The following is a 20539-nucleotide window of genomic DNA, read 5'->3' as shown; positions in this document are numbered from 1 at the left end:
ACAAACGCCGGAGCCTTTCCATGTCTCCTCGTGTCATGCGCCGCTTTCTTTTCGCCGCCGGTCTCAGCCTGACCGCCGCCGGGGCGGCCCTGAGCGCGCCCGTCGCCGCGCCCCAGGACGCTCGCGATCACTTCCTCACCCGCTGTCGCGAGCGCACGCTGGCTCAGAACCCTGGGGCCGACTGGGCGGCGTCCTACTGCGCCGAAACCTGGCCGGCGGTGACGCGCTCAAACCCCCTGGTCGACGCCATCCTGTCTCCGTTCGCCGAGGGCGCTCCCGCCGCGCTCGATCCCGCCGACGTCAAGGCGCGGGCGACAGGGGTGCGCTGGTTGCCGGCCCGCCCCGACGCCCAGGCGTTCGAGGGCGCGCTCGGCCCGGTAAAGGTCGTGGCCCGACGCGGGCCGACTACCCTGCTGGAACTGGGGTGGACCGCCGTCGGGGAACCCGTGCCCTATGAGATCGTCGAGGCCCTACGGACGCGCGACGCCGTGGTCATGCCGATCGGCTGCTACGCCTTCGGCGCCGGGGAATCCAACACCGTCTATCGCGTAGAGGCGGCGGGGCGCGTCCCCTTCGCTATGACCGTCTATCGCCGTGAAGCGCCGACTGGCAGCGCCTGGTCCAGCCTGACGATCACGGCGGATGCGGAAAGACACATCCCGACGCTCAGCGGCCTCAGAGCCGCCGAGCCGGATGCGGAGTGGACAGCCGACTGCAGCTGAACAGGATTCAGCCCGCGAACTTCGCCGCGTCTTCGTCCGAGACGTTCTCGTTGGAATAGACCTGCTGCACGTCGTCTTCGGCGTCCAGCGCGTCCAGCAGCTTGAACAGGACGCCGACGGAATCGCCTTCCAGGTCGATTTCCGACTGAGGTTTCCAGACGATGGCGGTCGATTTGGGATCGCCCAGCACCTTGGACATGGCCTCGGCGACTTCGTTCAGGTCCTCGAAGGCGGTCCAGATGGTGTGGCCCGGCGCGTCCTCATAGATGTCCGGCTTGACCAGATCGCTCTCGACGTCCTGGGCGCCGGCCTCGATGGCGGCTTCCATGACGGCGTCCTCGGTGCCCGCCTCGGCCGGATAGTCGATTTTGCCGACCCGATCCCACATGAAGGTGACCGAGCCCGATTCGCCCAGCGCCCCGCCATTCTTGGCGAAGGCCGAGCGCACGCCCGAGGCGGCGCGGTTGCGGTTGTCGGTCAGCACCTCGACGATGACCTGAACGCCGCCGGGGCCGCGGCCCTCGTAGCGGATTTCCTCCATCGCATCGACTTCGCCGCCCGAGGCCTTCTTGATGGCGCGCTCGATGTTGTCCTTCGGCATCGATTCGGCCTTGGCGTTGTTTACCGCCAGGCGCAGCCGGGGGTTCATCGCCGGGTCGGGCATCCCCGACTTGGCCGCCACGGTGATTTCCCGTGACAGACGCGAAAAGAGCTTGGAGCGCACGGCATCGGCGCGCCCCTTGCGGTGCATGATGTTCTTGAATTTCGAATGGCCGGCCATGGTCTCACCCGACAGGAATTTGTAAGTTGGGGCAGGTCCTTTAATGGACAGACTCCCTTCTGTCACCTGAGGGGAACCGCCGGACCGCGCCGGAGATTAACCGCGGGCATGATTGGGAGACGCCGATGGCCGCCGCTGACGACACCTATCTGGACGAAGCCTATGATGAAGGCATCGACCACGCCAATGCCGGCGAGATCGTGCAATGGTACGCAAAACGGCCAGTGACGGTCTCCACCGCCGCGGCCACCAGCTCCCTGGTCGGCGCCTTCGCCCTGGGCGTTCTGACCACGGTGGGCGCCCTGGCGATCATGCGTCTGTACGACCGGGACTGAGCCTTACGCGGCGCCCTGAGCTATCAGGGCCTGGACTTCAGCGCGGTCGCCCAGCGACGGCTGCGCCCCCGGCCGGGTCGCCGCCAGCGCACCGGCCGCACAGGCGAAATGCAGCGCATCGTTCGGCGTCATGCCCTCCAGCAGCGCAACCGTAATCGCCCCGACGAAGGCGTCCCCCGCTCCGACCGCGTCCACGGCCGTGATGCGCGGCGGCGTGGCCCAGGCCATCTCGACCCCGCGTCGATACATGACCGCTCCGCGCGCGCCCTTGGTCACGACCACCATGCCGCCGCCGACGTGCAGGGCGTCGCCATAGAAGGCGGCCTCAGTCTCATTGACCACCAGCAGGTCGGCCCGGCGCAACAAGGCCTCCGACACCGGCGCGGCGGGCGCCAGGTTGACGCAGACGAAGTCCGTCGCACGGCCTACGGCCGCCTCGACCGTCTCGATCGGCAGTTCCAACTGGGCGATCAGCGGGCTTTCGATTCGCGCAGGCAGTTGTTCGGGCGTGACGAAGTGGTTGGCGCCGGCGGCCACAGCGATCTGGTTCTCGCCGGTCGGATCGACGGTGATCAGGGCCACGCCGGTGGGCGCGGCGATGTCCGTCTCCACTCCCGACAGGTCGACGCCGTGCGCCAGCATCAGGGCGACCGCCGCACCTGACATCTCGTCGTCGCCGACCCGGCCGATCAGCGACACCTCGACGCCCAGCCTGCGTGCCGCCAGCGCCTGATTGGCGCCCTTGCCGCCGGGATGGCGGGACAGGCTGGCTCCCGTCACCGTCTCGCCCGGCGCAGGCAGGGACGGCGCCGCCGCCACGAAATCCAGATTGATCGAGCCGACGACGGTGATCCTCATGCGCCTTCTCCCAAACACTGGGTGATCAGGGCGAAGATCCCGGCCGCATCGGCCTTCGTCGCCCAGAAATGGTTGGCCGTCGCCGCATCGACGCGGAACTCGACCACCGTGTGGCCGCGGGTCAGCTCGCTTTCGGTCTCCACCGCGATGCGGCAGGGGGCCAGTTCGAACAACTGCGGCTTCAGCAGCCAGGCGACAGTGCAGGGATCATGCAGAGGCCCGGCGTCCCAGCCAACGATCTGCCGCTCCACCCGCTGGGAGAAACGCAGCATGGCCGCCGCCGTACGAGCCGAGGCCGTGGGCAAGGCCTCTATCTTCGCGATCCGCTCCTCGGTCGCCCGCACCTGATGGGTGGCGTCCAGCCCCATGACGATCATGCGGCAACCGGACGCGAAGACCTCGGCCGCGGCGTCCGGGTCGGCCCAGATATTGAACTCGGCCGAGGCTGTGATGTTGCCCCCCTCTGCGCGCGCCCCGCCCATGACCACCACCGGCCCCAGATGCGCCGCCAGCGCCGGTTCAGCCTGCATGGCCAGCGCCAGATTGGTCATAGGCCCCATGATCGCCAGCGCCACGGAGCCCGCCGGGCGCGCCATCACCTGCTGCACGATGGCCCCCGCCACCGTGCCCTCGGCGACCGGGGCGACAGGCTCAAACGGCGTCAGGTCGCCCAGTCCTTCGCGTCCGTGAAACTCGCCCGCTCCGGCCGGGGCGCGGCGCAGGGGCCGTTCGGCGCCGCGATAGACCGGCACGTCCTCGCGCCCGGCGATCTGGCGCAGGATGCGGGCGTTGCGCGCGGTCTTGGCGGCGCTGACGTTGCCGCCGACCGTGGTCACGGCCAGCAGGTCGAGATCAGGCGAGGCGAAGGCGGTCAGCAACCCGGTGGCGTCGTCCACGCCGGGGTCGCAATCAATGATCAAGCTCTGTTTCACCGATCCGGTGTGCCGCCTGCCGCCGCCTGAATCAATCGTGCTGAATCAATCGTCCTGAGCCAACCGCCTTACGCGTGCGTCAGTCCTCGCCCACCATAGAAGCCCACGGATCGACCCGCCCGGCCTCGACCTCGGCGACCTTGACCGCCGGCCAGCCGATGCTGCTGCTGGCCGAGACGCGCCAAGCGGCCGACACGAAGTCGCGCAGTTCCGACGCCCCGGCCGCCAGCCGCTCATTGACGAAGACGGCGCCGCGCGGGTCCGTATCCTTGAATGCGCCCGCCTTCTCCATCCGATAGAAGGGGATGACCGTCGCCAGGGTGGCGTTCAGGTGCGAAGCCGTCCGCGCCCGCACGTCAAAGCCTTCGATACTCATCGGGACCATCGCCGCCTCGACCGCCTCCAGACGCAGGGTCCGGCTGGTGAAGGCGCCCTCGAAGTCGCCATGCGTGCGGCGCGATTTGGTGAAGCCTTCAGGGTTGGTCTCGCCCGCCCAGCCGTTGAAGTGGATGGTCGTGTGGTGCGGCTGGGCCGCGTCGCCGACGAAGTGGCTCAGCACGCCGATGTCGCGCAGAATCAGCTGCTCGCGACGTTCGCGGTCGGCGCGATACCAGGCCTGCCTCGCCAGATCCGGCTCGCGCGCCTCGGCGGCGCTCAGCACGCGCCAATAAGCGAAGTCGCGCTCCAGATTCTGCCAGGCGTCCATGATGGCGTAGGGCAGATAGCCCGCCTTATCCACATCCAGACCGGCGCGGATCAAGGCGGCGTCGTATTCCGACTTCAGACGCGGCAGATCGGCCATCGTCATGCCGCGCGCGTCCATCACCCGGCCCTCATCATCCATGTCGACGAAGTGGGCGGTGTCGCGCTCGCGGTCGTGCGGCTGGCCGGCGCCCTTCCAGCGGTCAGGCTCGCGCGAATATTCGCCGACGTCTGCTGCGGCCCCGGCCGTACGCAGGAAGGCGGGCAGATCGCCCGGCAGATGGCGCATCGCCGCCACGCCGATCATCCGGTGGCCCGAACTGCCCCAGGCCTCGACCTGAACGGCGGGCGCCGCAACCAGCATCAGGGCGGCGGCGGAAATCATCAGTCGTTTGACTTGTCGGTTCATGGGGCGGCGCCATCGGAAATTTCAGAAGGGGAAACGACGGCTTATCCCATTCCCGCGCCCGCCTCTACCCGCCCCGGATGACAGCCGCAGCGCCGATCACGCCGCCGTTATCTTGGCGTCATCGCCAGCTTTTCTTGCCAATAAAGTGTTAGATGCCACGATCAAGTCGTTAACGACACAGACACACGTCAAAGTATAGAACTCAAATCAGCCAAATACTGATATGATATAGTCATGATAGTCTGAGACCGACCGGCGATAGACTGGCCCCATTTGCGCCTTATCCACTATCGATACAGCTACTGATCTCATTCGCCGCAATTACGCCTCAATTGGCCGTCAAAAACCGCCGCGCCGGAGCGTGTCGGGACCGGTGCTGCGTGAAGTTTGAACGATGTTGAGCACGGCCGCCGCGCTTGCCATGTTGTGGACCATGGCCTTCTCCGGGTCCGGAGAGCCTGTCCCTTACGAAACGGCCGTCGCCCGCGACGCCGCAATCGTAGAAGCCGCCGCGACGGCCCCTGGTTCCATCGATTCCGCCGAAACGGCGGACCTGTCGGCTGAACAGCTTGAGCTGATGGCCGGCGATCCCGACTGGCGCGCCTCGGCCCGCCTCTATCACGCCGGCGGCGGTGGAGCGACCGGCAACGATTCTCTGGGCTGCCGCCCGATTCCGATGCGCACGGTCGCGGTCGACCCGCGCGTCATCCCGCGCCGCACCAAGCTGTTCATCCGCGAGACGGTCGGTCTGCGCATGAGCGACGGCACGGTGCACGACGGCTACTGGTACGCGTCCGACACCGGCGGCGCGATCAAGGGCGCCAAAATCGACCTCTACACCGGCCACGGCCGCGGCTCGATGCAGCAGGCCCGCACCCTGAACATGAAGACCCTGACCATCGCCGACGCGGGCGATTTCGATGGCTGCCCCCCGGCGTGGGAGACGGCCTCGAACTAAGGCCTTTCAGCCTGTCGACAAAAAGGGCGGCCGGATCGAACCGGCCGCCCTTTTTCGTTGCGCTTCGGTCCGACCTTAGAACTTCCGCTTGCCGCTGACCGTCTCGAAGAACAGGCGGAAATCACCCATCAGGCTCCACAGCGGGTATTTGAACGTCGCGGGCCGGTTCTTCTCGAAGAAGAAGTGCCCGACCCAGGCGAAGCCGTAGCCGACCAGCGGCATGGCCAGCAGCCACCAGGCGTTCAAGGTGAAGCAGAAGGCCAGAAAGGCCGCGATCACCAAACCCGTCCCGACCACATGGATGCGGCGGCACGTCCGGTTCGAGTGCTCATGAATGTAATAGGGGTAGAAGGCCTCGAACGAGGCGTACCGCCCTTGGGGTTGCTCGATGCTCATGACCCCAGCCTGCCCCCGGATCGCGCCGGGGGCAAGCCAGGGATCATCGATCAGGGATCAACGATCAGTCGAAGCGCTTACCGGCCTTCTTCGGGCCCTTGGCGAAAGGTTTGGCCCCGGCCTTGAAGTCCGGCTTGCCCTTGAAGCCCGGCTTGGGCGTGAAGGGCTTCTTGTCGCCCTTGTCCTTGAAGCCCGGCTTCTTGCTGAAGCCGCCTTCACCCGGCGCAGCATCGGTGCGGGGCGCATAGGGCTTCTTCTTGAAGGGACGCTCGCCATCCGCGCTGCGGCCCGCGTCGCCCTCGGGGCTCCACGGCTTCTTCTTGAACGGCGGGCGGCCCTGACCGTCCTCGTCGCGGCGGAAAGGTTTCTTGGCGAAGGGACGAGCCTCGCCGTCGCGCTCGAAATTACGGTTGCGCGCGCCCTTCATCGAGCCGGGCGTCGGCGCCTCTGACGGAGTGATGCGGGCCTCTTCCCTGCTCTGGGCCGCCGCCGCGCGGAAGGCGTCGGCGTGGGTCAGCGCGACCTCAAAGCGGGTCTCTTCGGGGAAGGTGCGGATCGAACCGATCTGCTGCTTGGTGATGCCGCCAATGCGGCAGATCAGCGGGATCAGCCATTTGGGATCAGCGTTGCGGTTGCGGCCGATGTCCAGACGGAACCAGCTGACCTCGTCCGGTTGCAGGCGGTCGCCCGGCCACGGCGCAGGGGCGTAATCGTCGCCGCCCGCCGCATCGCGGTCCTTGCGCGGCTTGCGCTGCGGGCCTTCGCCCGGATCGCTCAGGTCTTCCGGCGCGGGCAGGTTCTTGCGCAGCAGCACCAGAAGGGCGCGCGCCAGATCATCCGGCGTGCGCTCCTTGACCAGCGTCGCGATCAGGCCAGCATCCTCGTCCGAGCCTTCCTCGGCGAAGACAGGCGCGGCCAGCAGGCGCTGTTCGTCCTGAGCGCGGATCTCATCGGCGGTCGGAGCGCCGGACCAGACGGCCTCAACCCCGGCCGAGCCCAACAGCATCTCGGCCTTGCGGCGACGGCTGTGCGGGACCAGCAGGACCGAAATCCCCTTCTTGCCCGCACGGCCGGTGCGGCCCGAACGGTGCAGCATGGTCGCCTTATTGATCGGCAGTTCGGCGTGGATCACCAGACCCAGATCGGGCAGGTCCAGACCGCGCGCGGCCACGTCGGTGGCGACGCAGACGCGAGCGCGGCGATCACGCAGCGCCTGCAGCGCCTCATTACGCTCGCGCTGGCCCATCTCGCCCGACAGCGACACCGAGGCGAAGCCGCGCTCGACCAGCGAGGCCTGCAGGTGACGCACCGAATCCCGCGTCGAGCAGAAGACCAGCACGCCCGGCGCCTCGAAATAGCGCAGAACGTTGACCACGGCGCGCTCGATCTCGTTCGGCGCGATGCGCATGGCGCGATATTCGATGTCGTTGTGCGGCTGGCTGCGGTCGACGGTGTCGATACGCACCGCATCCTTCTGATAGCGCTTGGCCATGATCGCGATGTCGCGGGCGATGGTGGCCGAGAACAGCAAGGTGCGGCGCTCTTCCGGCGCCTGTTCGAGGATGTATTCCAGGTCCTCGCGGAAACCCATGTCCAGCATTTCGTCGGCTTCATCCAGCACGACGACGCGGGCGGCCGACAGGTCCAGCGCTCCGCGGTCGATGTGGTCCTTCAGACGGCCCGGCGTGCCGACCACGACGTGGGCGCCGTGGTTCAGGGCGCGGGCTTCCTTGCGGGCGTCCATGCCGCCGACGCAGGTGACGATCTTGGCGCCCGCCTCGGCATAGAGCCATTCCAGCTCGGCCGCGACCTGCAGCGCCAGTTCGCGCGTCGGGGCGATGGCCAGCATCAGCGGCGTATCCGCCTGACCGAACTTCTCGGCGTCGCCCAGCAGGGTCGGCGCCGCCGCCAGGCCGAAGGCCACCGTCTTGCCCGACCCGGTCTGGGCCGAGACCAGCAGATCCGCCTCGCCATGGCCTTCCAGCACGGCCGCCTGGACCGGCGTGGGCTCAAGATAGCCCTTGTTCAGCAAGGCGCGGTCAAGCGCGGGATGGATCGCGGGAAAGGGCATGAAGGGCCTGGAAATTCAGATGAGGCGACCGTTAAACGGCCGCGCCCGGCGAGGCGTCGCAGCCTGCCGGGCGTCGGGGAAGGCGCTCCCTATACACGAATAAGGGCCGGGGTGGGGCCGATTTTCATAAATCGACCGGCGTTCATCACCGGATTGGGAAACAGGTCAGCCCCCTACCCGGCCTTGGCCGGCAGGTGGAAGAAGTCTACGAACCGCTCGAACATCGCCCGATCGCCCTCGATCGCCATCGTCCCCTCGCCTTCCAGAACCACCAGCGGCGCCTTGCCGTAAACGGCGGCCGCGACAGCCTGGGCCGGGGCGCGCACCACCACGTCGCAGGCCTCGACCTCGCCGCGCCGAGCGTCGATGACCCCGTCCGCGACAGTCACGACCATACGATCCTCGCCCAGCACAAAACCCAGCCGCATTTTCGCGTTCACCGCACGCACAGGATCGAACATCGTCTTGAACGACTGCATGATGGAGACGGCGCTGATCGGCAGGGTCGGGTCGTGCTGGGGCGAGCGCGCGGCCCAGCGACCCAGCACCATGAAGACCGGTTCGATCTCATAGCCCCAGTCGGTCAGTTCATAGACCTGGACCGAGGCGGGCGGCGGCAGCTTGCGGCGCTGGATCACGCCCGAGGCCTCCAGCCCCTCCAGCCGCTGGGTCAGCACATTGGCGGACAGGCCGCACAGATCTTTTCGCAGGTCGCTGAAACGGCGCGGCCCCATCATGAGTTCTCTGATGACCAGCAAGGCCCATCGCTCGCCCACCAGATCCAGCCCGTGCGCCGCGCCGCAGGCGTCGTGATAGCGCCGGGATCGCGAGAAGGACTGACTAGTTACTTTTTCTAACTTCATAGTTGACTAACATAACATCGAGGCGCAGAAATCGCCACACCACAGAGCAGGCCGTCCGGGGAGGGAGGGCCGCGCAGAGGGAGGAACCGCCGATGCCCAAGCTGATCTTCATCAACCTGCCGGTCGCCGACCTGCCGCGCTCCGTCGCTTTTTACGAGGCGGTGGGGGCGAGCAAGAACCCGAAGTTCTCGGACGAGACGGCGGCCTGCATGGTCTTTTCCGACACCATCCACGCCATGCTGCTGACGCATGAGAAGTGGGCGACCTTCACCGATCGCTCCATCCCCGACGCGCACAAGACGGCGCAGGTGCTGCTCTGCCTGTCCGAGGACAGCCGCGAGGCCGTCGACGCCGTGGTCGAGCGCGCAGCCAAGGCCGGCGGCCAGGCCGACCCCAGCGCCAAACAGGACTACGGCTTCATGTACGGCCGCAGCTACGCCGACCCCGACGGCCACATCTGGGAGATCATGTGGATGGACCCGGAAGCCGCCGCGCAAGGTCCGGAAGGCTTCGCCGCTCAGGTCGGCGGGGGCTGAGCCGTGAGCGGCCTCTACGAACTCGCCGTCAGCCGCTTCATCAAGGCCCCGCCGGAGAGGGTGTGGCGCGCCTGGACCCGACACGGGACCGAATGGTTCACGCCTCGCCCGTGGCGCACGGTGTCGGTCGACCATGACTTGCGCCCCGGCGGCCGCGCCGATGTCGTCATGGAGTCGCCCGAGGGCGAGCGGCATGAGTATCGCGGCGTGGTGCTGGAGGTGGAGACGGGCCGCCGCCTGGTGACGACCAGCGCCTTCACCGAGGGCTGGATTCCGCAGCCCGGCGACATGAACTTCGTCCGCATCGACACGTTCGAGCCCGAGGGCGACGGCACGCGCTACACCGCCCGCGCCCGCCACTGGAGCGAACAAGCCATGCTGACCCACCGCGACATGGGTTTCGAGACCGGGTGGGGCGCCGCCGCCGACCAACTGGCTCAGGTCGCCGAAAACCTCACCCCGCAGGAGAGCGCGTCATGAACGACAAGATCATTCCCTGTATCTGGTACGATCTCGGCCAGGCGAAGAAGGCGGCCGAGTTCTACGTCTCGCTCGGCCTGCCTGACAGCCGCATCGACCGCGTCGTCGCCAGCCCGGCTGACAATCCCTCCAATCCTGAAGGCGCCGAACTGGTGGTCGAGTTCACCCTGGCCGGCAGGCGCTACATGGGGCTGAACGGCGGCCCGATCTTCCCCCAGACCGAGGCCGTGTCTTTCATGATCATGACCGATGATCAGGCCGAGACCGACCGCCTGTGGGACACCATCGTCGGCAACGGCGGGGCCGAAAGCGCCTGCGGCTGGTGCAAGGACCGCTGGGGCGTGAACTGGCAAATCACGCCGCGTCGCCTGATGGCCTTCTACGACGACCCCAACCCCGCCCGCGCCAAGGCCGCCTTCGAGGCGATGATGACCATGCACAAGATCGACATCAGCGCCTTGGACGCCGCCGCTGACGCGGCGTCCAAGGCTTCTTCCTAGTGGCCGCGGTCAGAAGGCTCCGCCTTCTCGACCCGACGCGGCCTGAATTGTCGCTTTCCACCAAGCCTTAGCCTGCGCCTGCCCCGATGATCCGCCCCCCCTCAAGCAGCGAGCCGCCGCGCGGCGAGCAATAGGGGCCAACCTCCGAAGGAGAACTAAAATGACCTACATCACCGGCTTCCTGACCCCCGTGAAGGTCGAGAACAAGGACCGCTACATCGAGTCCGCCCGCGTCGCCTGGCCGCTGTTCAAGGGCTACGGCGCTCTGGCCCATGTCGAGAACTGGGGCGTAGACGTGCCCGACGGCAAGGTCACCAGCTTCCCCATGTCGGTGAAGCTGGAGGACGGCGAGGTCGTCGTCTTCTCCTGGCTGATCTGGCCCGACAAGAAGACCGCCGACGACGCCTGGGCCAAGATGCAGGACGACCCCGCCATGGCGAATATGGACATGCCCTTCGACGGCAAGCGCATGATGTGGGGCGGCTTCGAGACCATCTTCGACGAGAAGCAGTAAAGCGGCGCTCTCCTCCCCACATCGTGGGGAGGGGGACCACGACCCGAAGGGCGGCGCGGAGCTGCCAAGTGGTGGAGGGCTTGCGACAGCGGAAGCCATCGGCCCCTCCGTCTCAACGGCTACGCCGCCGATCCACCTCCCCATTTCATGGGGAGGAGAAACAAAAAAGGGCGGCTCCGACGGAGCCGCCCTTTTGATCTTCATCGTCTCGTTTAGGAGTCCAGGAAGCTCCGCAGCTTCCGCGACCGGCTGGGGTGCTTCAGCTTGCGCAGGGCCTTGGCCTCGATCTGACGGATGCGCTCGCGCGTGACCGAGAACTGCTGGCCGACCTCTTCCAGAGTATGGTCCGTGTTCATGCCGATGCCGAAGCGCATCCGCAGCACGCGCTCTTCGCGCGGGGTCAGCGAGGCCAGGACGCGGGTCGTCGTCTCACGCAGGTTCGACTGGATCGCGGCGTCGATCGGCAGGATGGCGTTCTTGTCCTCGATGAAGTCGCCCAGGTGGCTGTCTTCCTCGTCGCCGATGGGCGTCTCAAGGCTGATCGGCTCCTTGGCGATCTTCAGCACCTTGCGGACCTTTTCCAGCGGCATGGCCAGACGTTCGGCCAGTTCTTCCGGGGTCGCCTCGCGGCCGATCTCATGCAGCATCTGACGCTGGGTGCGGACGATCTTGTTGATCGTTTCGATCATGTGCACCGGGATGCGGATGGTGCGGGCCTGGTCGGCGATCGAGCGGGTGATCGCCTGACGAATCCACCAGGTGGCGTAGGTCGAGAACTTGTAGCCGCGGCGGTACTCGAACTTGTCGACCGCCTTCATCAGGCCGATGTTGCCCTCCTGGATCAGGTCCAGGAACTGCAGGCCGCGGTTAGTGTATTTCTTGGCGATGGAAATCACGAGGCGCAGGTTGGCCTCGACCATTTCCTTCTTGGCCTGACGGGCCTCGCGCTCGCCCTTCTGAACCATCTGGACGATGCGGCGATAGTCGTCGATCGGCACCCCGGCCTCGGACGCCACAGCGGCGATCCGGCTGCGGATGTCGCCGATCTGGCTGGTCTCGTTTTCGCTGAACTTGGTCCAGCGGACGCCCATCTCCTTGATGCGCTCGGCCCAGTTGGGGTCGGTCTCCGAGCCGAAATAGGCCTTGAGGAATTCCGGACGCGAAATGCCGTAGCCGTCAGCCAGACGCAGCAGGCGGCCTTCCAGACCGATCAGACGCTTGTTGATGGCGTAGAGCTGCTCGACTAGCGCCTCGATGCGGGCGTTGTTCAGCTTCATCGTCTTCAGACGGTCCGAGATCGCCGTCGACAGGGACTCATAGGTCTTCTGGTCCTTGGCGGTCAGGACATCGCCCTTCAGGCGCGCCTCGACCAGCTTGTCCTGCAGCTTGCGGAACTCGCCGAAGTCCGAGGCGATGGCGTCCAGCACCTCCATGACGCCGTCGCGCAGTTCGGCTTCCAGCGCCGAGATCGACATGGCGCCGCCGTCGTCGAAGTCCTCGTCGTCATCCTCTTCGCCGTCGCCGTCCGGCTCGCCGGTCGGCTGGGCCGGGGCGGGCTGGTTATGCGGCAGGGACGAGGGGTTGAGGATGCCGTAGGTGGCGTCCAGGTCGATGACCTCGCGCAGCAGGATGCGGTTGTTGGCCAGTTCCTCGCGCCACACCATGATGGCTTCGAACGTCAGGGCGCTTTCGCACAGCCCCGAGATCATCGCGTCGCGGCCGGCCTCGATGCGTTTGGCGATGGCGATTTCGCCCTCGCGGCTCAGCAGCTCGACCGTGCCCATTTCACGCAGATACATCCGCACCGGGTCGTCGGTGCGGTCATAGGCGGACTTGGCGGGCGCTTCGGCGACCGAGGTCTCGGCGGCGGCGGCGACGTCGGTGCCGGTCGCCTCGGCGGCGTCCTCTTCGGCTTCGACGACGTTGACGCCCATCTCCGACAGCATGGCCAGGATGTCTTCGATCTGGTCCGGCGTGACTTCTTCGGACGGCAGGACCTTGTTCAGCTCCTCCATCGTGACATAGCCGCGCGTCTTGGCCTGGCGGATGAACTTCTTCACCCCGGCGTCGGTGAGATCGAGCAGGGGCCCGTCGGTGTTGGTTTCGGCGTCCTGCGTCTCGGTCTGCGCGCTCATTCAGTCTGTCTCCACGGCCGACAGGGGGTGATCAGGCCCCTGCGGCGAAAATACAACGCCCGACGACTTCGTTCACTACGAAGAAGCCGAGTCTTCCCAAATCGTTCCGGTCTTGATGGCCCGTCGCAACGCATCGCGCTCGGCCTTCACCAGAGCGAAAGCCGAGGTGTCGAAAGCCTTGTGGGCCTCCGACTTTGCCGAAGCGAGCGCCTCGTCCAACGCCGCTGCGCGGGTCAGAGCGTCGAACGCCTGCGACCACCGGGTCCTCGCCTCGCCGAGGGGCTTGTCTGTAGCCAGGAATGGCGCGCCGGACTTCGCCGCCGCCTTCTCGACCTCGCGCAACATGGCGTCATGACCCGATTGGGCCAGATGGCGGCGCAGGGCGGCGGAGTCAAGGGTTCGGCCTGAGAAACGCAGACGCACCATCTCCTGCGCCAGCCCGTCCAACGCCGGATCGCCGAAGCCATAGCGGGCCACCGCCTCCATGTGGTCGTCCAGCCGCTCCGGGTCGTCCAGCGCCCCGTGGGCCAGAGCCGCCGCGATCGGCTCGACCGAGCGGAACAGGGCCTGCATGGCCTGGGCGCCCTCGGCCGTCTGCCCCTGCAGCGGCGGCGGACCGCGCCAGCGCCCGCCCGGCCCCGGCCGACCGCCCAACTGTTGCGGCCTCTGCGGCTGGCGCGGGAACAGGGCGTCGAACCGGTCGAACAGGTCGCGCCTGTATTGTTCGGCCAGATCCTTGTCCTGCACGGCGTTGGCCGCCTGACGCAGTCGCCCCTTCAGCCCCGCCTTGCGCTCGGGCGTGTCCAGCGGCTCGGCCTCGACCTCGCGACGGAACAGCACCTCGGCGAAGGACCGAGTCTCGGCCATGGCCTGACGCAGGGCCGGCGCCCCGCGATCACGCAGGATGTCGTCCGGGTCCTGCCCGCCTTCCAGCAGGGCGAAACGGAAGGACTTGCCCGACTTCAGCAGCGGAAGCGCCCGCTCGATCGAACGATAGGCGGCGCGCAAACCCGCTGCGTCGCCGTCAAAGCTCAGCACCGGCTCGGACGAGACGCGCCATAGCACCGCCATCTGCTCTTCGGTCAGGGCCGTGCCCATCGGCGACACAGCCGGCAGCCCCGCCCGGTGACAGGCGATGACGTCCATATAGCCCTCGACGACGATGATCCCCTGCTCGCCCCGGCTCTCGGCCCCCATGATCCGCCGCGCCTCCGGTAAACCGTAGAGGGTCGCCCCCTTGTGAAACAGCGACGTCTCCGGCCCGTTCAGATATTTGGCCCGGTCGTCGGGGTTCATCGCCCGCCCGCCGAAGCTGACGATGCGGCCGCGCGCGTCCAGGATCGGGAAGATCAGCCGGTCGCGAAAACGGTCATAGGGCTGCCCCCCGCCCTCCGGCGCAATGAGAAGCCCCGCCTCGACCAGATCGCCCGGGCGCGCCCCGCGCTGGACCAGCGCCTGCTTCAGCCCCTCACGGTCGTTGGGCGCATAGCCCAGGCCGAAGCGCTCCCACTGATCCTCGGGCAGGCCGCGCTTTTCCAGATATTCGCGCGCCGCCTTGCCGACGTTGCGGCGCAGATTGGCGGCGAACCATTTCTGGGCCAGGTCCATCCAGTCGGCCAGCCCCTGGCGCTTCTGCTCGCGCTCGGCGGCCTGGGGGTCTTCGGCAGGCAGTTGCATCCCCGCCTCGCCCGCCAGGCGGCTGACCGCCTCGACAAAGCTGAGCCGCTCCGTCTCCTGCAAAAAGGTGATGACGTCGCCGTGCTTGCCCGAGCTGAAGTCGTGGAAGAAGCCCTTGTCGTCATTGACGAAGAAGCTCGGCGACTTCTCCTTCGAGAAGGGGCTCAAGCCGACGAACTCGCGTCCCTGACGCTTGAGCTTCACCGTCCGCCCGATGATATCGGACGGCCGAAGGCGGGCCTTCAGCTCCTCGATGAACCGTTCGTCAAATCGCACCCTGGACCTATGCCGTCCGATGGCGGGCAAAGGCCAGCCCCCGCCGCTGCGTCGCCCGGACGGCCCCCGAGCAAAACCCCGCCTGGGGATAAGTGCGGGGACAACCGCTTGCTTCCTTCCGGCGAGCGTCTGGGCTTTAACTCATGCAAGCCTCGCCGGAGCCTTTGCGACCATGCGCCGTCTTCGTCTTCTGATCCTGATGCTGCTGCCCTCAGCCCTGCTGACGCTCGGCGCCTGCCAGACGATTCCGCGCCCGGCCTTCGACGCCGCAGACCTGACCGCCGCCAGCCCGCCGTGGCGCTATGACTTCCTGACTCCAGAGGCGCGCGACCGCTTCGTGCGCGAGACGGTCAACGCCCAGAACGCCACGGCCGACGGCACGTTCGACATTCTGGCCCTGTCCGGCGGCGGGGCCAACGGCGCCTATGGCGCGGGCGTCATGGTCGGATGGAGCCAGGCGGGAACCCGCCCCCAGTTCGAGGTGGTGACCGGCGTCTCCACCGGCGCCCTGATCGCCCCCTTCGTCTTTGCGGGACAGCGGTTCGACCCGGCGCTGGAGCACGCCTACACCAGCGGCCAGACCGACGATCTGCTGAAGTCGCGCGGCCTGCTGGCCCTGATGCTGCCCGGCGTGTTCAAGCCCGAGCCGCTGACCAATCTGGTGCTGAACAACATCTCGCCCGAGCTGTTGACCGCCATCGCCGAGGAGCACCGCAAGGGTCGTCGGCTCTACGTCTCGACCACCAGTCTGGACACCCAGACCCAGGTCGTCTGGGACATGGGCGCCATCGCCCAGCAAAACGACGAGGCCTCGCGTCTGCTGTTCGTCAATGTGCTGATCGCCTCGGCCAGCATCCCCGGCGCCTTTCCGCCCGTCCTGCTGAACGTCGAGCATGACGGCCGCCGCATTCAGGAACTGCACGTCGACGGCGGCACGGTGTCCAGCTTCCTGGTCGTGCCCCAGGCCCTGCTGCTGGAGGCGCCGAACGCGCGTCCTCTGGGCGACGCCCGCATCTGGATCGTGGTCAACGGCAAATGGGATCCGCGTTTCGACGTCTCGCGCATTTCGGCCATCAGCATCGCCGCCCGCAGCTTCGACACCATGATGAAGGCCCTGCAGCGCTCGGACCTGACCGCCATCACACAGTTCGCCCGCCGCTATGATCTGACGCTGTCGGTCGCCGCCATCCCCGACCACGCCGAGGCCAACACCCTGGACTTCACCCAGGCCCACATGACCGCCCTGTTCCAGGCAGGCGAGGCCGAGGCTCTGGCCGGCCGCGCCTTCGACCGGCGCGTCGACCCGTCCGAGCCGCGCCCCAGCCGCCGCAGACATCGCGAACAGACGCCGCCCACGGTCGTCATCGCTCCGACAGGTTAGGATTTCATTAACCATATTGGCCGCATTGGGGCCACAACCATCTGATTAAGAACAATATTTTTCGTATAACGGCGGAACTATCCACAGTTCCTGTGGATTCTTCCTGCGTCTCTGAGAAACAGAGACCTTCGCCGACGGCCCCGTCGCAGACTGCGACAACCGCCGTTCACAGAATGGGTTTTCTTATGTTCATCGCCATCGCCCGCCCGGCGGTGGAGCCCCAAGGCCCCGACGCCGTCGCCGTCCCCGGCTCTCCCGCTGTTCCCCTGCTCAAGCCGCGCGCGCTGCACGCCCGCCTGCTGGCCAACGCGGCCCTGCGCCGTCAGCGCGGCCGGCTCCGGCGTCAGGAAAACCGCAGCGAGGACGCGGACTACTGGCTGCACGCGGCCTGCGTCGCCATCAGCAAGGCCGCCGCCCTGCGTCGCGCCGAACCGGCCTTCCTGCCGTAAAGCGCCTCAGCGCAGTTCCGGCAGGCGTCGGGCGAAGGAGTCTCTGAGCTTGCGCCCGCGTTCGGACAGACTCTTGCCCCGACGCCGCTCGCGCGCCTCGAAACCCTGCCCCCAGCGTTCGTGAACGGCCGCCATCAGCACGGGGTGGCGATCATACTGGTGCACGATCGGGCTGACCCCGCCGTCGGGGTTCACGATCCGACCGGTCCCGTCCAGCGACAGGCCCCCTCCGGGCGTCAGACCCACGGTGGCGATCCGGCCGTAGTTGGGCTGCGTCTCTCCCTCGACCAGACCCAGATGCAGGGCGATGTTGCACGCCGCCTGATCCGCCCCGAAGGCGCCGCCGATCTCGGACCGGGGAATGGCCGCCAGCATCAGCAGGGTGCGGCAGAAGCGGATCATGCACGCGCGCGGCCCCATGACGGTGCCGACGCAGACGCAGGGCTTTTCAGCCAGGGCGCGCGCCACGTCCTCGCCGCCGACGCCGCGCAGATATTTCATGTTGAAGGCATGGCCCTTCAGCCCGCCGTCATACTCGACGAAGAACTCGAGCTTCTGAGGCGGCGGATCGAACGGCGGCGCCTGAAAGACTACGTCACGCACGTCCGTCAGCAGCACATGGCGCGCCCAGGGCCGCTCGCTCATCAGAGCATCAAAGGCGGCGAAGCGCTGCATCACCGGATGCGGACGCCACACGCCGCTACAAGCCGCAGGCGGCGGCGCAGACTCCACGCCATACTGCGCCAGAAAATCCAGAAGCGCCGGCTCCTGATCCGTCACCAGCACCACAGGCCCGGCGTAGACCGCGCGCAGGGAGCGCACAAAGACCGCCACATCGGCCGCTTCATAGCCGGTGGCGTAGCCCAGGATCAGATCGTGTTCGGCCGCCGCAAAGGTCGGAGAGGCCCCCCTCTCGCCCGTGATCGCGGCGGCGACCCAGCCCAGATAGGCCGACTTCGCCGCCGGTGAAGCCATTTACGCCCTCATGGAATCCACGAAACGCTTGAACAGGTAGAGGCTGTCGGTCGGACCCGACGAGGCCTCCGGGTGATGCTGCACGCTGAACACCGGCCGGTCCTTCAGCGCGATGCCGCAGTTGGTACCATCGAAAAGCGACACATGTGTTTCAACCACCGCCTCGGGCAGGCTGGCGCCGTCGACCGAGAACTCGTGGTTCATCGACACGATCTCGACCTTGCCCGTGGTCAGGTCCTTGACGGGATGGTTGGCGCCGTGGTGGCCCTGTTCCATCTTCAGCGTCCGGGCGCCCAGAGCGATGGCCAGCATCTGATGGCCCAGGCAGATGCCCATCAGCGGCTTGCCGCTGTCCAGCAGCTTTTTGATCTCCGGCACGGCGTATTCGCCGGTCGCGGCCGGATCGCCCGGACCGTTCGACAGAACCACGCCGTCAGGGTTGCGGGCCAGGATTTCTTCCGCCGTGGTCGAGGCGGGGACCACGGTGATCTTCACTCCGGTCGAGGCCAGGGCGCGCAGGATGTTGCGCTTGACGCCATAGTCGACGACCACCACCGACTGGTCGCCGGCCTCGGGCTTGGCGTAGCCGGTCGGCCAGTCCCAGGCGCCCTCGGTCCATTCAAAGGCCTGGGTGGTCGAGGCGTCCCTGGCCAGGTCCAGACCGACCAGCCCCTTCCAGTCGCGCGCCTGCGCCGTCAGGGCCTCCAGATCGAACCGGCCTTCGGGGTCATGAGCGATGACGGCGTGCGGGGCGCCCTTTTCGCGGATCAGCTGGGTCAGGGCGCGGGTGTCCACGCCCGCCAGGCCGATGACGCCGCGCGATTTCATCCAGTCGTCCAGCCCGCCTGTGGCGCGCCAGTTGGCCGGGTCGGTCGGCACGTCGCGCAGGATGACGCCGCGGGCGGCCCGCTCGGGCGCCTCGCCGATCTGCTCGACGTCCTCCAGGTTCACGCCGACGTTGCCGATGTGCGGGAAGGTGAAGGCCAGGATCTGGCTCATGTACGAGGGGTCGGTCAGGATTTCCTGATAGCCCGTCATGGCGGTGTTGAAGACCACCTCGCCGACCGCCGAACCGGTCGCCCCGACGCCGATCCCCGACAGGACCGTTCCATCTGCGAGCACGAGGACGCCGGTGGCGCCGGACAGGATTTGAGTCGTCATGGCGCAGGGCTCCTAGCAGTGAATACGGGCGGACAAACGGCGGGGTCGCTAAAGAGATGAAGGGGTCCTGTCAACACGGCCTCCGGTCTATGCGCCCTGAACACGGGGCTGTCCCCGCCGCACCCACAGCCAGGCCAGGCTGGTGACGGCGAAGAAGCCGACGCTGGGCCAGATATAGCCCCCCGCCGCCGCGGCGGCCGCAAAGGCCGAGAACACCGCCCCGCCGACGGCCAGCAGGCGCCAGCCCGGCTTGGTCGTCAGCTTCCACAGCGTCACCGAACACAGGGCGTACAGGCACAACGTCAGCACCGAGGTCACGCCGATCAGCACGCCGAACTGCTGGCCCAGCGTCGGCTGGGCGCTGGCGATCACCATGGCGCTCATGATGACGCCGTTGATCAGGGGATTGGACAGGGGCGTCCTGCCCTTCTGCGCCCCGCCGAACCAGCGCGGCAGCCAGCCCGCCTCGGCCGAGGCGCGCGCCGTCTCGCCGCCCATCATGGTCCAGCCCGCGATCGTGCCGGTCGCCTTGATGACGGCGCAGGCCGCCACCAGACCGGCCACCGAGGCCCCCATGACCCGCGCCACCAGATCGGCATAGGGGCTGGTCGAATGGGCCAGGACATCGGCCGGGATGACGCCGAACACCGCCACGCTGGCCGCCACATAGACGACGAAGGCCAGCAGCACTCCGCCCAGCGAGGCGCGGCCCACGTCGGTCGCAGGATTCTTCACCTGACTGGACAGGGCCGCCGCGCTCTCGACGCCCAGAAAGGCCCAGAAGATCACGGCCAGCGACGCCGGAACCGTCTTCATCAACGGCTCGCCCGCCGGGCTCCACGACGCGGTGAAGGTGTCGCCGCTGAAGGCGATGACGCCGGCGATGATGGCCAGGCCGATCGGGATCAGCCCCAGCACCAGGGTGATCGCTCCGAACCGCGCCGCCGTCTTCGACCCCGCCGCATAGGCCGCCGTGGTCAGCCAGATCAGCGCCAGATTGCTGAGCGCGCCCCACATCGGCTCCTTCAGCGCCGGGAAGAAGAAGGCCAGATAGCCGGTCCCCGCCACCGCCACGGCGACGTTGCCGGTCAGGCAGGCGGCCCAATAGGCCAGTCCCGTCTGATAGCCCAGAAACCGCCCCAGCCCCCGCCGGGCGAAGTCCGACAGGCCGTCGGCCTCCGGCTGCATCCGCCCCAGCCCGCCGAACACCAGGGCCAGGGTCACGGCTCCGACGCCGCAGACGATCCAGCCGATGACGCTGCTGCTGCCGGTCGGCGCCAGGGTGGCGGGCAGCAGATAGACGCCCGATCCGATCATGTTCCCGGCCACCACCAGGGCGGCCAGGCCCCAGCCGATGCGGCGCGAGGGTTCAGGCAGGATGTCGACTTGGCTCATGCCCGCCGCATAGACCGAAATGTCGCAGCCGTC

The 20539-nt window shown here is 67.5% G+C and carries 21 protein-coding genes; 9 read left to right on the top strand and 12 right to left on the bottom strand.

Annotated elements, in window-relative coordinates:
* The first annotated feature begins 20 nt into the window (after nucleotides 1-20).
* Nucleotides 21-722 (top strand): hypothetical protein, encoded by a 702-nt coding sequence (locus D1604_RS06710; protein WP_147399886.1) that lies wholly within the window; start codon nucleotides 21-23, stop codon nucleotides 720-722.
* Nucleotides 723-729: 7 nt separating this feature from the next.
* Here D1604_RS06710 and D1604_RS06705 read toward each other — a convergent pair whose 3' ends face one another.
* Nucleotides 730-1503, bottom strand: a complete 774-nt coding sequence (locus D1604_RS06705; protein WP_024353655.1) for a YebC/PmpR family DNA-binding transcriptional regulator — start codon at nucleotides 1501-1503, stop codon at nucleotides 730-732.
* A gap of 125 nt (nucleotides 1504-1628) precedes the next feature.
* Between D1604_RS06705 and D1604_RS06700 the strand changes: the two genes are divergently transcribed.
* Nucleotides 1629-1838 (top strand): hypothetical protein, encoded by a 210-nt coding sequence (locus D1604_RS06700; protein WP_003170082.1) that lies wholly within the window; start codon nucleotides 1629-1631, stop codon nucleotides 1836-1838.
* Nucleotides 1839-1841: 3 nt separating this feature from the next.
* Here the strand turns inward: D1604_RS06700 and D1604_RS06695 are convergent, their stop codons facing one another.
* The 3 genes from D1604_RS06695 to D1604_RS06685 all read right to left on the bottom strand — a co-directional run bounded on the left by D1604_RS06695 (nucleotide 1842) and on the right by D1604_RS06685 (nucleotide 4739).
* Nucleotides 1842-2696, bottom strand: a complete 855-nt coding sequence (locus D1604_RS06695; protein WP_119412716.1) for a ribokinase — start codon at nucleotides 2694-2696, stop codon at nucleotides 1842-1844.
* Nucleotides 2693-3616 carry a nucleoside hydrolase gene (locus tag D1604_RS06690; protein WP_233551925.1) on the bottom strand — a complete coding sequence of 308 codons (924 nt, stop codon included), beginning with the start codon at nucleotides 3614-3616 and terminating at the stop codon, nucleotides 2693-2695. Before D1604_RS06690 ends, D1604_RS06695 begins: the two co-directional genes overlap by 4 nt.
* 91 nt (nucleotides 3617-3707) lie before the next feature.
* Entirely contained in the window at nucleotides 3708-4739 is a 1032-nt protein-coding gene (locus D1604_RS06685; protein ID WP_119412714.1) for a S1/P1 Nuclease, read from the bottom strand.
* Between the two features lie 394 nt (nucleotides 4740-5133).
* Between D1604_RS06685 and D1604_RS06680 the strand changes: the two genes are divergently transcribed.
* A complete protein-coding gene (locus tag D1604_RS06680; protein ID WP_119412713.1) occupies nucleotides 5134-5697 on the top strand; it encodes a 3D domain-containing protein in 564 nt (187 codons plus the stop codon).
* A 75-nt stretch (nucleotides 5698-5772) separates the two neighbouring features.
* Here the strand turns inward: D1604_RS06680 and D1604_RS06675 are convergent, their stop codons facing one another.
* From D1604_RS06675 to D1604_RS06665, 3 genes are all read right to left on the bottom strand, one after another.
* Entirely contained in the window at nucleotides 5773-6093 is a 321-nt protein-coding gene (locus D1604_RS06675; protein WP_119412712.1) for an Mpo1-like protein, read from the bottom strand.
* Between the two features lie 64 nt (nucleotides 6094-6157).
* Complete coding sequence (locus D1604_RS06670; RefSeq protein ID WP_119412711.1) at nucleotides 6158-8164, bottom strand: DEAD/DEAH box helicase; 2007 nt, start codon at nucleotides 8162-8164, stop codon at nucleotides 6158-6160.
* Nucleotides 8165-8337: 173 nt separating this feature from the next.
* Nucleotides 8338-9027 (bottom strand): winged helix-turn-helix transcriptional regulator, encoded by a 690-nt coding sequence (locus D1604_RS06665; RefSeq protein WP_119412710.1) that lies wholly within the window; start codon nucleotides 9025-9027, stop codon nucleotides 8338-8340.
* Nucleotides 9028-9119: 92 nt separating this feature from the next.
* Between D1604_RS06665 and D1604_RS06660 the strand changes: the two genes are divergently transcribed.
* The 4 genes from D1604_RS06660 to D1604_RS06645 all read left to right on the top strand — a co-directional run bounded on the left by D1604_RS06660 (nucleotide 9120) and on the right by D1604_RS06645 (nucleotide 11057).
* Nucleotides 9120-9563: a VOC family protein gene (locus D1604_RS06660; RefSeq protein ID WP_024353664.1), complete on the top strand. Its 444-nt coding sequence runs from the start codon at nucleotides 9120-9122 to the stop codon at nucleotides 9561-9563.
* A gap of 3 nt (nucleotides 9564-9566) precedes the next feature.
* Complete coding sequence (locus tag D1604_RS06655; protein WP_119412709.1) at nucleotides 9567-10043, top strand: SRPBCC family protein; 477 nt, start codon at nucleotides 9567-9569, stop codon at nucleotides 10041-10043.
* Nucleotides 10040-10543 (top strand): VOC family protein, encoded by a 504-nt coding sequence (locus D1604_RS06650; protein ID WP_119412708.1) that lies wholly within the window; start codon nucleotides 10040-10042, stop codon nucleotides 10541-10543. Before D1604_RS06655 ends, D1604_RS06650 begins: the two co-directional genes overlap by 4 nt.
* 160 nt (nucleotides 10544-10703) lie before the next feature.
* Entirely contained in the window at nucleotides 10704-11057 is a 354-nt protein-coding gene (locus D1604_RS06645) for a DUF1428 domain-containing protein (protein ID WP_024353667.1), read from the top strand.
* A 212-nt stretch (nucleotides 11058-11269) separates the two neighbouring features.
* Here D1604_RS06645 and rpoD read toward each other — a convergent pair whose 3' ends face one another.
* Both rpoD and dnaG read right to left on the bottom strand, forming a co-directional pair.
* Nucleotides 11270-13192, bottom strand: a complete 1923-nt coding sequence (rpoD, locus tag D1604_RS06640; protein WP_024353668.1) for an RNA polymerase sigma factor RpoD — start codon at nucleotides 13190-13192, stop codon at nucleotides 11270-11272.
* A gap of 75 nt (nucleotides 13193-13267) precedes the next feature.
* A complete protein-coding gene (gene dnaG, locus D1604_RS06635) occupies nucleotides 13268-15145 on the bottom strand; it encodes a DNA primase (protein WP_199683711.1) in 1878 nt (625 codons plus the stop codon).
* Between the two features lie 172 nt (nucleotides 15146-15317).
* Here dnaG and D1604_RS06630 point away from each other — a divergent pair, with 172 nt between their 5' ends.
* Both D1604_RS06630 and D1604_RS06625 read left to right on the top strand, forming a co-directional pair.
* Entirely contained in the window at nucleotides 15318-16526 is a 1209-nt protein-coding gene (locus tag D1604_RS06630) for a patatin-like phospholipase family protein (RefSeq protein ID WP_119412706.1), read from the top strand.
* A gap of 185 nt (nucleotides 16527-16711) precedes the next feature.
* A complete protein-coding gene (locus D1604_RS06625) occupies nucleotides 16712-16975 on the top strand; it encodes a hypothetical protein (protein ID WP_119412705.1) in 264 nt (87 codons plus the stop codon).
* A gap of 6 nt (nucleotides 16976-16981) precedes the next feature.
* Here the strand turns inward: D1604_RS06625 and D1604_RS06620 are convergent, their stop codons facing one another.
* From D1604_RS06620 to D1604_RS06610, 3 genes are all read right to left on the bottom strand, one after another.
* On the bottom strand, nucleotides 16982-17950 hold the full coding sequence (locus D1604_RS06620; RefSeq protein WP_119412704.1) for a hypothetical protein: 969 nt from the start codon (nucleotides 17948-17950) through the stop codon (nucleotides 16982-16984).
* The gene (gene carA, locus D1604_RS06615; protein WP_119412703.1) at nucleotides 17951-19111 is read right to left on the bottom strand and encodes a glutamine-hydrolyzing carbamoyl-phosphate synthase small subunit; all 1161 of its coding nucleotides are present in this window, start codon (nucleotides 19109-19111) and stop codon (nucleotides 17951-17953) included.
* A gap of 87 nt (nucleotides 19112-19198) precedes the next feature.
* Nucleotides 19199-20506, bottom strand: coding sequence for an amino acid permease (locus D1604_RS06610; RefSeq protein WP_119412773.1), 1308 nt, complete (start codon nucleotides 20504-20506; stop codon nucleotides 19199-19201).
* Between the last annotated feature and the right edge of the window lie 33 nt (nucleotides 20507-20539).

Origin of the sequence: Brevundimonas sp. LPMIX5, assembly GCF_003576505.1 — a bacterium.
Lineage (GTDB): Bacteria > Pseudomonadota > Alphaproteobacteria > Caulobacterales > Caulobacteraceae > Brevundimonas > Brevundimonas naejangsanensis.
This window is presented reverse-complemented; position numbering and strand designations above follow the sequence as displayed.

Excerpts from the sequence above, each read along its gene's own strand:
- carA (WP_119412703.1), bottom strand. The coding sequence starts at position 19,111 with ATGACGACTCAAATCCTGTCCGGCGCCACCGGCGTCCTCGTGCTCGCA.
- D1604_RS06710 (WP_147399886.1), top strand. The coding sequence starts at position 21 with ATGTCTCCTCGTGTCATGCGCCGCTTTCTTTTCGCCGCCGGTCTCAGC.
- D1604_RS06675 (WP_119412712.1), bottom strand. The coding sequence starts at position 6,093 with ATGAGCATCGAGCAACCCCAAGGGCGGTACGCCTCGTTCGAGGCCTTC.
- D1604_RS06680 (WP_119412713.1), top strand. The coding sequence starts at position 5,134 with ATGTTGAGCACGGCCGCCGCGCTTGCCATGTTGTGGACCATGGCCTTC.
- D1604_RS06700 (WP_003170082.1), top strand. The coding sequence starts at position 1,629 with ATGGCCGCCGCTGACGACACCTATCTGGACGAAGCCTATGATGAAGGC.
- D1604_RS06630 (WP_119412706.1), top strand. The coding sequence starts at position 15,318 with ATGCGCCGTCTTCGTCTTCTGATCCTGATGCTGCTGCCCTCAGCCCTG.
- D1604_RS06660 (WP_024353664.1), top strand. The coding sequence starts at position 9,120 with ATGCCCAAGCTGATCTTCATCAACCTGCCGGTCGCCGACCTGCCGCGC.
- D1604_RS06685 (WP_119412714.1), bottom strand. The coding sequence starts at position 4,739 with ATGAACCGACAAGTCAAACGACTGATGATTTCCGCCGCCGCCCTGATG.
- D1604_RS06695 (WP_119412716.1), bottom strand. The coding sequence starts at position 2,696 with ATGAGGATCACCGTCGTCGGCTCGATCAATCTGGATTTCGTGGCGGCG.
- D1604_RS06650 (WP_119412708.1), top strand. The coding sequence starts at position 10,040 with ATGAACGACAAGATCATTCCCTGTATCTGGTACGATCTCGGCCAGGCG.
- D1604_RS06670 (WP_119412711.1), bottom strand. The coding sequence starts at position 8,164 with ATGCCCTTTCCCGCGATCCATCCCGCGCTTGACCGCGCCTTGCTGAAC.
- D1604_RS06705 (WP_024353655.1), bottom strand. The coding sequence starts at position 1,503 with ATGGCCGGCCATTCGAAATTCAAGAACATCATGCACCGCAAGGGGCGC.
- D1604_RS06625 (WP_119412705.1), top strand. The coding sequence starts at position 16,712 with ATGTTCATCGCCATCGCCCGCCCGGCGGTGGAGCCCCAAGGCCCCGAC.
- D1604_RS06620 (WP_119412704.1), bottom strand. The coding sequence starts at position 17,950 with ATGGCTTCACCGGCGGCGAAGTCGGCCTATCTGGGCTGGGTCGCCGCC.
- D1604_RS06645 (WP_024353667.1), top strand. The coding sequence starts at position 10,704 with ATGACCTACATCACCGGCTTCCTGACCCCCGTGAAGGTCGAGAACAAG.
- D1604_RS06665 (WP_119412710.1), bottom strand. The coding sequence starts at position 9,027 with ATGAAGTTAGAAAAAGTAACTAGTCAGTCCTTCTCGCGATCCCGGCGC.
- rpoD (WP_024353668.1), bottom strand. The coding sequence starts at position 13,192 with ATGAGCGCGCAGACCGAGACGCAGGACGCCGAAACCAACACCGACGGG.
- D1604_RS06610 (WP_119412773.1), bottom strand. The coding sequence starts at position 20,506 with ATGAGCCAAGTCGACATCCTGCCTGAACCCTCGCGCCGCATCGGCTGG.